This is a genomic window from Eubacterium uniforme (genome assembly GCF_900167115.1).
Lineage (GTDB): Bacteria > Bacillota > Clostridia > Lachnospirales > Lachnospiraceae > Eubacterium_S > Eubacterium_S uniforme.
Genome location: NZ_FUXZ01000011.1, coordinates 78510 through 91256 on the forward strand (window position 1 = coordinate 78510; position 12747 = coordinate 91256).

Consider the following 12747-nt stretch of genomic DNA (forward strand, 5'->3'; position numbering starts at 1 on the left):
AATTACATTTTACTAATAAAGAAATCTCTAAGTTTATAATCACCAGTCTCATCATAGCAATCCTTAATGATTTTAGCTAAAAGTTCTCTACTTTCACCCTTTCCCTTAGCAACTCCTATTACCAGCAAATCCTTATTTTCAAAATGTTTTTGTATAAATGTATTAGCTTGATATATATCAAGATTATCTAAGGGATTATCAGCAGTTGTAATCAAATATACATCATAAACAATCTTTTTATCCTTAATTGCTTTTAGTATCTTATTAATCTTTCCTGCCGCTTTGTCCCCCACATACAAATTATCATAAAAGCGCATATTTACACCTATTTATCTTCTCCACTATAATCAAAATCATCCATAATTGTTATAGCTAATAATTTACTTGCTTTCTTAACATGTTCATCTGTACATGTTTCAAGTGAATTCTTAATATATGCTTTGATTTCATCAAGATTATTAAAGAAAACTGGTAAACTTCCAAGAACATTTGCCATAATGGCTCTCTTAACCATTCTATCCTTACCACTTAATCCATTAATAATCTCATCAATTACTTCATTTTTCTTAGATTCAAAATATTCAGGATCAACTTTTTCACCTAATGATTCTTCTTCTTTCTCCAACGAAGCAAATTCACTGTTAGATAAAAGTAAAATAAGCTTTCTTGTATACTCAAGAGTACTTTCTGAATTCTTAATTTCTCCAACTTCATCATTAAGAGTAACCCTAGAATATGCTTCCTTAATAACTCCATCATCAAAAAGAGCAACTAAGTTTGAAACTTCATCATAATACTCTTCTTGTAAACCTTCTGATTTTTCAAGAATTGGATTAAGTTCATCATCAGTAAGATTTCTACAATCCATCTTAATATATGAATCAATCTTATCCATATCTATCTTATTACTAAAATATTTTTCTTTTATATTTTCATTACATAATTTTTCAGCAATAAGACATACATATAAATCATTAATTGCTTCTTGTAAAACAACATGAACTGATGAAGCTTCTTCAAATTTATCAGCAATACTATATAAATCTTCTTCATACTTAAAGAATGAATCTTCATCTATTTCCTTAAACTTAATCTTTGAATATTCATCAAGAATTCTCTTATATTCTTTAAATGAATCCTTATCAGATAACTCATCTACAACAGAATTATATCTAAGCATATCCAGGAAATTATCAAAACTAAACTTTGTACTATCCTTATAAATTGAAATACCAGCATCTAAATAATCTCTAAATTTTTCACGAGTAAGCATAACTGGCAACTCACAAACAAGCTTGCTAATTAACACATTAGCCATTTTCTCTTCATTAGCCTTAGCAATACTTCTTGAAACCATATCAAGGAAAACTTCATCATTGTACATCTTATCAAGTTTAACTTCTCTAAATCTTCCTTCAATACGATTAAATACCATCTGATAAATTGAATAATTTTCAATATATCTCGTTGTATTTGTTACAAAATCAAGATTATCATTTCTAAGTTCATCTAACTTTACAATAGCTTCATCAACATCCATATCACCGAAAGACTCACATAAATCTAATAATCTATCATAAATCTTCTTAAATTCAGCTTCCCTATCGTCTTCAATACACTCCATAAGATTTACCTTATTAAGTAAAAGGTGAACTCCAGCAAATGCCTTCGCATACATACAAAATCTTGCCACAAAACAAGGTAAATTATCCTCTAAATTCTTATAGCTTCTAATATCACTTATAAGTTTACTCATAAAAAATCTGTCTCCTAATAGTAGTTTTACATAAATTTCATTAGGAAATATATAATCATATACCCCCTAATGAAATCATAATCAATAATCTATATCAAATTTTATTTAATATCATCAAATATTCCAGTAAAATCAAATGTTGCAAAATAATCCTTAGGCGTTTCGGCTCTTCTAATCATTGAAACTGAACCATCTTCTTTAAGTAAAAGTTCTGCAGAACGAAGTCTTCCATTATAGTTATATCCCATAGAAAAACCATGAGCACCAGTATCATGAATTACCAAGAAATCACCCATATCAATTTTTGGTAACATTCTATCAATTGCGAACTTATCACAGTTCTCACATAAAGAACCTACAACATCATATTTATGATCACAAGGAGCATCTTCTTTACCTGCAACAGTAATATGATGGTAAGCGCCGTAAATAGCTGGTCTCATGAGATTAGCCGCACAAGCATCAACACCAATATACTCTTTATGAGTATGCTTTTCATGAATTGCTTTAGTTACAAGATGACCATATGGCGCAAGCATAAATCTACCTAGTTCAGTAAAGATTGATACTTCACCAAGTCCTGCTGGAACTAAAACTTCATCATATACTTCTTTTACTTTCTTACCAATAATCTTAATATCATTAGGTTCCTTATCAGGTGTATATGGTATACCTACACCACCCGAAAGATTAATGAAACTAATTTCAACGCCTGCTTTTTCCTTAATTTCAACAGCAAGTTCAAATAAAGTCTTTGCAAGAGTTGGATAATATTCATTAGTAACTGTATTACTTGCAAGAAATGAATGCATACCAAACTTTTTAGCACCAAGTTCCTTTAACTTCTTATAACCTTCTATAATCTGATCATGTGTAAGACCGTACTTAGCATCACCAGGATTATCCATAATGTTATTACTAATTTTAAATACTCCACCCGGATTATATCTAAGAGAAATTGTTTCTGGAATTCCAGCACAATCCTTTAAAAAGTCAATATGTGTAAAATCATCAAGATTAATTGTTGCATTTATCTTTCTAGCATAAACAAATTCCTCAGCTGGTGTATCATTAGATGAGAACATAATATCAGTTCCATCATAATTTAGTTTATCTGCCATCATAAGTTCTGTTAAGGATGAGCAGTCTACACCACATCCTTCTTCTTTTAAAATATTTAAAATATATGGATTTGGAGTTGCTTTTACAGCAAAATATTCTTTAAATCCTTTATTCCAACTAAATGCTTCATTTAATCTTCTAGCATTCTCTCTAATCCCCTTCTCATCATAAATATGATAAGGTGTAGGATATGTCTTATCAATTTCCTTAAGTTTCTCAAGTGTAATAAATGGTTTTTTTTCCATTATTATGTCCTCCATTTTTTTAGTATTATTCCCCCATTTTTACCAACTATATTTTATTATAAGCCTTATTAAAGGTCTTTTAAGCTTCCCTATGAGCTTTTTGTTTCATCTCATACATCGCTTCATCAGCCATACGGAAATATTCTTCATTTCCAACTTTATCTTCAATATCAACAATAACATAGCCAACGCTAACGCTTAATTTAAACGGAAGTGCAAGTTCTTTAGCCATGTTTTTAGCTTTATTTATTATTTCATTCTTTACGACTTCCACATCTTTTTCATTATCACACTCGCCTATCATAACATATTCATCGCCACCATATCGAACTGTTTTCCAGTTAGCTGGAACGGTACTTTTTAGAACGTAAGCAATAATTCTTATAGCAGCATCTCCTTGAAGATGACCAAACTCATCATTTATCACCTTCATTCTATTTATATCAGCAACCATAATAATTGATTTTTTCTTTGAAGAACGAAGATCATTCAAATATGGAATAACTATTTTTTCATATCCCATTCTATTATAAAGACCTGTAAGTTCATCTCTAACTGACATATCTTCCAATATTTTATTCAAATTCTCTAATTGAATATTCTGACGTGCTCTTTCTAGCCCTGATGAAATATGTCTTGTAAGAGAATTTAAATAAAAATCTTTAATGGTAGATATATGATTCTTACAAACATAATATCCTAAACACTCTGCTCCCGAATGTAGCGGAATAAAAAGATACATTTCACTCTCTGAGGAATCTGGATTATGATTAGGTACTAATTCTTTTAATGATATACTAGTTCTATCTATAGTTTGTCCATCTTTCATACCATAAATAACATCTAAACTATCACTATATCCTTCTGATTTAGAATCAACATCCTTAACCATAGAATCAACAAAATTCTGATCAAGACAAATATAAAATTCATTACCTTCATAATTATGACTAGATTCCCAAAGTTTACTAAAACCTTTATGTATATCATCTACTGTTTTTACTTTAGATACCGCATCATCTATACCAATCAAATGCCAATCAAAAATAGTTCTTTCAACTGGTATTGAAAAGGCTCGCATTCTTGCTTTTTTCTGAATCTTCTTGCCTTCATCTCCCATAGAGCAACCGCAGCTTTCTCCTAAATCAAACTTTGAATCATATAATTTATCACCAAAATCAGGAGAACCATTAATAAGATTTATCAAACTATCCATAGCTTGATAACTTCTTTCATTCCATCCTCTATCTACAGAAGTAAGCATAGGTGAAAAATAATTTCCACTCATAAGATTATCAAATCCTGTAACTCTAACATCTTGTGGTACACTAATTCCAATCTTTTCAAGAGCTATACAAGTTGCAAGTGCCATGGAATCATTAGCGCAAATAAAGGCATCCGGAAGTTTATCAAGACTTTTGACAATTTTCGGAATATTCTCCTCTACAATAGCATAACTCCAACATCCATCAAATACATTATCAGGATTCATCTTAAGGCCATACTTTTTCATCGTATCAACAACAGCCTGATACCTTTCATTGCTTTCAGCGTTATCACTTGGACCACTGATATAAAATACATCTTTAACATTATGTAGATTAATCATATGTTCCATAAGTTCTTTCATTCCATTATAGTTCTCAGTTCTTATACAATTAATATCTTCTAATTGATACTCAAGACACAAAGACGGAACCTTCGTTTGAAGAATCTTTTCGCGCAAAATAGCATTCTCATTTGCAGTATTAAGAGTATTACCAAGCAAAAGAACACCATCAAAATCTTTCAAATCAGGAAGATTTAATATATTTAACTCTCCAATTTTATCCTTCTCATTATTATCATAAGAAGTATATTCCATAAAAATAAAAATATCTATCTTATCTTCATTCGCACGTCTTCTAATTCCTTCTAATGCAAATTCCAAATAGTCATCATTCCAACCATTAGTAAATACTGCAATTTTCCTTTTCATGTAAAACCTCCATAATACAATCAACCTACTCCACAAAACAATACATTCATACTATAAGTATAGTTTATTTTGGCATATTTTTCAACGTAAAAGGAACTTTCATAAATAAAAAGGCAAAAAAAGACGGATCTTGTAGCTGTTAACTATAAAATCCGTCCATAGAGAAGAGAGTGCGACTTTCGTCGCAGAAAAAGGGAGACAAAAATATGTTATGATTCCCCTAAGTATTTAATCACTTTTTTGACATAGTCCAGATGAGCTGTACCAGCCGCAACAGTGAAATATAACTTAGAGTCATCATTTGTGCTTATATAATTTTTTCCAAATTTGGTATTAGTAATATCAATCGCATCTATATATGTTTCCTTGCCATCAATATCTTTATTTCTAACACCGTATTTATCTAATATTTCTTTTAATTCTTCATCATCTTTAAACACCTCTTCCAAATTTAAAAAAGGTTTTGAAAAAGCTAGTGAAGTATATCCTATCTCATCAGCTAATAAAATATCCGGATTACCAACTAGCAACTTAGATGATAATGCATAAGCATTACTCGCATCTTCCATATATTTTATCTGTCCACCGTAACTTACAGCAACTTTATTTTTTTTATTGATTTTTGAATAAGTTCTAAAATCATCCTTTAAATAAGTTAACCCTTCAGGTGAAATCTCCATATTAACAAATGAAATATTCAATATAGTCTTTTTATTATTATATATATCCTTACCAAGTGATAATGCAAATACAATAAAAGCAATTATAGCAATGCATTTAAGTAAGTAATAATCTTTAAAATACTGTAATCTTTGACCTTTCTCAATACTTTTAAGCTTCGCTATCATACTTATCCTCGTTTATACGCTCTCTGTAATATCCATTCTTTTCTTCGATTTTAGTAAACTCTTTGTCATAAAAATATGCAACATAGCATGTTAATGCAATATTTGAGAATAACCAAATCAACCATCCCCATTTAATACCGAAATTATTCCAAGCAACAATTAAAATAAACGGAAATAACATAATGAATACGATAAGCATTAGCTGACCAAAATATCTAACTGACATAGCCAACCCCGAACTTACAGCTTCTTTTGTTTTTATTTCAAATCTAGAAATCAATAAAAAAATATTGATTAGTGACATGAAATAAATCAATGTAACAACTACTAATAACAATTCAATAAGGAATGTAAATTCACCCTTAATTGAAAGTGTTAAAGCCCAGTCAAAATATAATATCACTCCAACAATAATAGCGATAATATTTATAAATGTACACTGTTTAAAATTCTGTTTAAAAGCTTTAAAAAATGCTTTTGTAACCGGTGTATCCTCTCCTCTGGTATACTTCATTGCTACATAATATTTTGCAGTTACAGACGCACCAATAGTAAAGATTGGAAGTGAACAGATAAGACATAAAACTGTCATCCATACATAGTCCGTAATCTTATTAATGGCCATCATAACTGGTCCATCATATCTTAGCATTTTTAATTCTCCTCATTCTATAATCTATATCTAAACAACTGCTATTCTCCCTTAATCTAGCAGTATAGTAATTATCGTATTTAAATAATATATATAATTAAAATATTTTTTTGAAATAAAATATCATACAAAACAAATCAATCTAAAATACAAACTCTTAAATCAAATAAAACCCATGGCAAGAGAAAATCAAAGGCCATAGGTAAATAATACATAATTTTATATACCACCTAATATTTAATCACCACTATTTAGATACATATGTATTATATACATACAATTATCCAATAGCAAGTGATTAAATATTAAGTTGTGATATATATATTTCTTCTTTTTTCTTCTTGTTCTTTTTCTAATTATAAATAATAAAGTAATTAAATTCCGTCAATATAAACTTTTTTTGTATTAAACAAATTATTCTTTTACACCACCAATCATAACACCAGTTACAAAGTATCTCTGTAAGAATGGGTATAAGCAAACGATTGGAGCCATAGTAACAACTGTTGCAGCAGATCTTACTGTAACTGATGTAACAGCACTACCCTTTGCACCTGCTTCAGCATGAGATGAAGCTGAACCACCTGCCTGGTTTGAAACTGTAGCAAGGAGTTTCTGTAACTCATACATAAGTGTTGTGTTCTCAGGTTTCATCATGTTATAAAGCATTGTATCAAACCATGAGTTCCACTGATATACAGCTACGAAAAGAGCAACTGTAGCATAAACCGGTTTACAAAGTGGTGAAACTACCTTAACAAAAATTGTCCAATATGTAGCACCATCAATCATAGCTGCTTCTTCCAAAGCATCTGGTAAACCATTCATATATGTTCTCATAACGAGCATGTTAAATGCACTAATCATACCTGGGATAACATATACCCAGAATGTACCTGTTAAACCTAATGTCTGCATTAACAAAAGGTTAGGAATAAGACCACCGTTTACATACATTGTAATAACCCAGAATAAAGATAACTGATTTTTGAAAATAAATCTCTTTCTACTTACAATGAATGAAAGTAATGCATTAAAGAATAATGCTAATACTGTACCAAGTACTGTTCTCATTACTGTAACTTTAGCACCAGTAATGATACCTTCCTTATGGAAAACTACACTATATGATTTGGTTGAGAAAGATCTAGGTAACAAATGAATACCGCCCTTAATAGCATCAACACCATCATTAAATGAATATGCAATAGTGTTAAGTACAGGATAAATTGTTACGATAGAAAAGATAATCAAAAATATAGCATTACAAACTGTAAATGTTCTATCTGCTTTTGAAGTTTTATGAACTTTTCTTCTCTTTCCACCGAATGTTTTAACTGAAGTAATATCTCTTCCTGCCATCATAAACCTCCCTAGAATATTCTTTCTTCGCCCATTTTCTTGGCGATTGTATTAGCTGCAAAGATAAGCACAATAGCTACGGCACTCTTGAATACACCAGCAGCTACACCTCGTGAGTAAGCAAAGTTCTTCATACAGTCAACGAATACATAAACGTCGATTGTATCTGAAACCTGTGCAACAAGACCATTTCTAAGTAAGTACTGTTCTTCGAAACCAGCATTGATAATATTACCAATATTTAAAATAAGCAAGATAATAATTGTAGGTCTGATTGAAGGAATAGTAATATGCTTAATTTTACCCCATCTACCAGCACCATCAATTGAAGCTGCTTCATAAAGGTTAGGATCAATAGATGTAATTGCAGCAAGATAAATAATAGCATTCCAACCTGTTTCTTTCCATACATTTAAGAAAACAATTAATCCCCAGAAGAATTTTGGAGCACCCCAAAATGCAAATGGTGATTTTAAAATATGTGTATTTATAAGAATTTCATTAACAATACCTTTAGATGCAAATGCATCATGGAATATACAACATACAATAACCATTGAAAGGAAATGTGGAAGATAAGATATTGTCTGAACTACCTTTTTCGCTTTTATATTTTTAACTTCATTTAATAAAATAGCAAAACCAATTGCAAAAACAGTTGTAAAAATAAGTTTTAAACTACCCATTGCAAATGTGTTTTTAATTGCTTTTAAGAATCTCTCATCTTTAAACAAATAATCAAAATGTTTCCATCCAACATATTTACCCTGAAGTACAATCTTTAATAAGTTTGTCTTCATCTGAGGTTTGTAATCCTGGAAACCAATAGCCCATCCAGCTAATGGAATGTAATAAAAAATCACACCATAAATTACAAATACAGCAGACCAAAATAAAAGGAATTTTTGTCTCTTAACTTCTTTCATAAAGTTCTTCTTCTCATTTTTTTTAACGTTCTCTCTGTCCATACTCGCCACCTTTACTTCTACTTTCATATAGCTGCGCCATGAGGCTTGTGGCGCAGCTATATAAATATTTTACTTTATTCCTCATCCTTTCAAACCATACGGTTTGTCCGGTTTATTTTATTTTTCTTTTGCAAGAACATCTAAGTACTTCTGATATCTGTTATTAACTTCTTCCTGCATTTCTGCAATGAAGTCTTCTGGCTTACAAGCTTTATACTTAGCCTGATATTTATCCCATTCACTATCAAAGTCTTTAGCAACAACAACTTTTGGAAGCCACTCATGTTTAACTGAGCCCATCTTGCCCCAAGCATCTCCACCTGGAGTATCAGCTGTCATATTGTTTGAATGTGAGTACATTGGGAACCAATATGCCATTTCTTCAACCTGATCCTCTGTATATCCAGCAGCTTTACATCCAACTGAACCGATCATGTCTGGATATCCGTTAGCACCGTATGCATCGAAACACTTAAGAAGTGGTTCTGCAAGACTTGCTCTAAATTCTCCAACCTGTTCACTAGGAAGACAAGCGTTGATACCATCATCACTTGTACCACCCCACTGAGGGAAGTAACCATATGGGCACATATGCTTAGCCTGATATTCTGTATCAGCTAACTGCATTCTCATGTCTTCAGTTCTATAGAACTCACCTTTTTTATGCGAACCATCTTCTGCATCATCTTCATACACCTTGTAATCTACATCCTTAACACCCCAGTTTCTAAGGTCTAAGATTTCCTGATCAAGTAAGTCGTTCATCCACTTGAAAGCAGCATCTTTATCCTTACATGCTGTTGTTACAGCAATACCACTTGACTGGTTAACTGTATCACCATATGTATGCCATCTCTGTTCTTCGCCTTCTTTCATTGTAAGGCCAAGTGGAACGTAGTTATAACCCTTAAGGTCACCACCTGATGTCTTTAAAGCATTGTTAACATCGTTAGCGAAATCCCACCACTGATCACACATACCTAAAACATAACCATTTGAAAGTTTCTGTTTGTATTCATCGTATGTCTGTGTACCAAATTCAGGATCGATGATACCTTTTTTGTATTCTTCGTTAAGCTTCTTGAAGTAAGCTTTAGCTGTATCTGTTGTATTATAGTCTCTGATTGTTGGATTAGCTTCGCCACTATCTAACTTAGATCTATCAAAGTCTACTAAAACAGAACCATCATTTGGATAACCATCTAAGAATTCAGGAGCATTTTCAATACAGAAATATCTCCAGTCTTCACAAAGCATTGTATAAGGAATGATGTCTGTTCCATCATCGTTCTTCTTATTCTTTTTATAATAGTTTTCAAGAAGATCGAAGTACTGATCAAGAGTCTTGATTTTTGGATAACCAGCATCCTCTAATACTCTAACCTGTACCCAGAAAGCTTCATCGTTATGAATAACGTCTGTTGAAGCATTCTTATGATTCTGGAATACGTTAGCCCAGTAGATTTTTCCATCTTTCTGTCTAAATTTATCCCATTCAGCATCTGAATACATTGCTTTAAGATTTGGATACTTGCCACTGTCAAGATATTCATCCCAAGCAACAAGCGCACCAGCATCAACAAGGAGTCCCATTGAATCACCACCGTTTACGAAGTCAGTGTATGTTCCACTTGAGATCATTGCATTAACTGCATCTGCATCTGACTGACCAGCAAGCCATGTTTCCTTACAATCACAGCCTGTCTTTTCAGCGATAATCTTCTTAATTTCATTATCGTCATTAATTTCTGTTCCTGTCATAGCTGTAAACATTGTAAAATGTTTAATTCCGCCCTTTTTCTCAGATTTCTTTCCACCAGCACAAGCTGTTGCTGAAGAAAGAGCCATAACTGAAACTAAGCCGAGTGCTACGCACTTACCAGCTAAATTTTTCTTTTGCATGTAACTACCTCCATATAATTTGTTATTTTGCCTCACGTGTATCATGCTTTGTAATACCATTATATAGCATTTTCACTAAAAAAATACCGGACAAACAATACTAAAAAGGGGGACAAACTATACTTTTTCCATTTTTATCCGTAGCATTAATTTAATAACACCTAACTTTTTAGTTTTTATATACATAAAAATAACAATATCTTGTGCAAAAGCATACATTTCACACAAGATATCGTTATAAAGTTTCCTTTTAGTAAATATGTACAAATAAATCTACATATTTAAACATATATAATTTGTCAGGTATAATTTATCAGGTATTACTACTGTGCATGTGACTTTCTATACTTTGCAGGAGTACATCCCTTCTTTTCAATAAACTTCTTAATAAAGTAATCTCTATCTTTATATCCTACTGCTTCACCTATATCTGCCACCCTCATGTCTGTTGTAAGTAAAAGATTACATGCAACATTCACTCTATGCACTGTCAAATAATCCTTAAATGTAATCCCATATTTTTTATAAAAGATTCTTCCAAAGTAAGAATTATTAATATAGAATCTTTTACTTATCTCTACAAGGTTTAAGTTTTCAGCATAATGCTCCTTTACCAATTCCTCAACCTGAGTAAATACATCTCCAACAGTTGTTTTTCGTAACTGTTGTAAATATATCGCATAGTTTTTCGAGAATTCCAATAAATGCTCCGAAGAACCTCGCGAAAAACTATTATCAAAAGACTGTTCGGAAATATATGTTAAAATCTCTTCTTGGTTAACATTATTATCCTGTTTTGTAGCAATATGAATAAGTTGGAATAATAAGTAATTGATATTTAAGTTAATCGCATCATTACTTCTGCCTGATTTCTTGATTTCCTCATAGAAAGCATCTACAGAATTCTTCATAGCTTTTTCATCATTCTGTTCAATTGCTAAAATCAATTTATCCAAACTATTCTTGCAAAGCATTTCACCACTTTGATTCTTGTTAAACTCTATATCATAAATATAGATTTCCTTCTTATCATGAAATGCAAGCTGTGATTTTAAAATGTTAACCGAACCATATGACTGGCACAAATTTTCTGTACCATTAACATTCTTTCCAACAACCATCATAACTTTCTTTTGTAATAAACCTTCAAGATGCTTTCTTACATATTCTAAGAATAAATCAAATTTACTATTATATCCGTTACTCATATAATCACAATATATAAATCCAATTGCATATGAGTTTTCATCAGCGTTATCAAATATAATATTATTTGAATAATCCTTTAAAACATCAAGACAAGCATTATATAATTTCTTCTGTCTCTCTCTTAAGTCCTTATCCTCTATTTCAGCATTTTCATCATCAATAAAAATACTAACATATCTTAAATTCCAGGATAAGTCCATCTGAGATTCTACATATTCAATATCATTCTTATCAAATTTACCTAAAACTACAGATGTTAAATATCTTTCAAGATATGCCTTTTCTGTTTTATTAGTATGAAGTTTCTTAAGTTTTTCCTGTTCGCTCGACTCAGAAACCTTCTTTAAAACAGTAATTAAATCAGATTTATTAACTGGTTTTAAAACATAATCCATACAGTTATACCATATAGCTTTTTGAGTATATGAAAAATCACTATATCCAGAAAGAATAACAAAATAAGCATCTGATAATTTTTCTTCTCTAACTTTTTCCAATAACTCAATACCAGTCATACCAGGCATTTTTATATCTGAAATAATAAGATCCAAATCATTCTCTTTCAAGTATTCATATGCCTCTTCACCATCATTTGCTATTTTTACAATCTCAAATCCTTCTTTTTCCCAATCAATCAGAACCTTTAAACCCTGGGTTATAAAAGGTTCGTCATCAACAAGCATAACCTTTAACATTTATGACTCC

10 protein-coding genes are annotated in these 12747 nt (G+C 31.2%); all 10 read right to left on the minus strand.

Going from position 1 to position 12747, the window contains the following annotated elements:
* Positions 1 to 2: 2 nt before the first annotated feature.
* The 10 genes from B5D16_RS09355 to B5D16_RS09400 all read right to left on the minus strand — a co-directional run bounded on the left by B5D16_RS09355 (position 3) and on the right by B5D16_RS09400 (position 12737).
* Positions 3 to 317 (minus strand): hypothetical protein, encoded by a 315-nt coding sequence (locus tag B5D16_RS09355; RefSeq protein WP_078766726.1) that lies wholly within the window; start codon positions 315 to 317, stop codon positions 3 to 5.
* A gap of 8 nt (positions 318 to 325) precedes the next feature.
* Positions 326 to 1756: a hypothetical protein gene (locus B5D16_RS09360; protein WP_078766727.1), complete on the minus strand. Its 1431-nt coding sequence runs from the start codon at positions 1754 to 1756 to the stop codon at positions 326 to 328.
* Positions 1757 to 1857: 101 nt separating this feature from the next.
* Positions 1858 to 3123, minus strand: coding sequence for a diaminopimelate decarboxylase (locus tag B5D16_RS09365; protein WP_078766728.1), 1266 nt, complete (start codon positions 3121 to 3123; stop codon positions 1858 to 1860).
* 79 nt (positions 3124 to 3202) lie between these two features.
* A complete protein-coding gene (locus B5D16_RS09370; protein WP_078766729.1) occupies positions 3203 to 5101 on the minus strand; it encodes a diguanylate cyclase in 1899 nt (632 codons plus the stop codon).
* A gap of 209 nt (positions 5102 to 5310) precedes the next feature.
* Positions 5311 to 5949 carry a hypothetical protein gene (locus tag B5D16_RS09375; protein WP_078766730.1) on the minus strand — a complete coding sequence of 213 codons (639 nt, stop codon included), beginning with the start codon at positions 5947 to 5949 and terminating at the stop codon, positions 5311 to 5313.
* Positions 5933 to 6601, minus strand: a complete 669-nt coding sequence (locus B5D16_RS09380) for a YesL family protein (RefSeq protein WP_078766731.1) — start codon at positions 6599 to 6601, stop codon at positions 5933 to 5935. The genes B5D16_RS09375 and B5D16_RS09380 overlap by 17 nt, the downstream gene beginning before the upstream one ends.
* 414 nt (positions 6602 to 7015) lie before the next feature.
* Positions 7016 to 7963, minus strand: a complete 948-nt coding sequence (locus B5D16_RS09385) for a carbohydrate ABC transporter permease (RefSeq protein WP_078766732.1) — start codon at positions 7961 to 7963, stop codon at positions 7016 to 7018.
* 11 nt (positions 7964 to 7974) lie between these two features.
* On the minus strand, positions 7975 to 8931 hold the full coding sequence (locus tag B5D16_RS09390; RefSeq protein WP_143405092.1) for an ABC transporter permease: 957 nt from the start codon (positions 8929 to 8931) through the stop codon (positions 7975 to 7977).
* 117 nt (positions 8932 to 9048) lie between these two features.
* A complete protein-coding gene (locus B5D16_RS09395; protein WP_078766734.1) occupies positions 9049 to 10833 on the minus strand; it encodes a type 2 periplasmic-binding domain-containing protein in 1785 nt (594 codons plus the stop codon).
* 323 nt (positions 10834 to 11156) lie between these two features.
* Positions 11157 to 12737, minus strand: coding sequence for a response regulator transcription factor (locus tag B5D16_RS09400; protein ID WP_078766735.1), 1581 nt, complete (start codon positions 12735 to 12737; stop codon positions 11157 to 11159).
* Positions 12738 to 12747 lie beyond the last annotated feature (10 nt).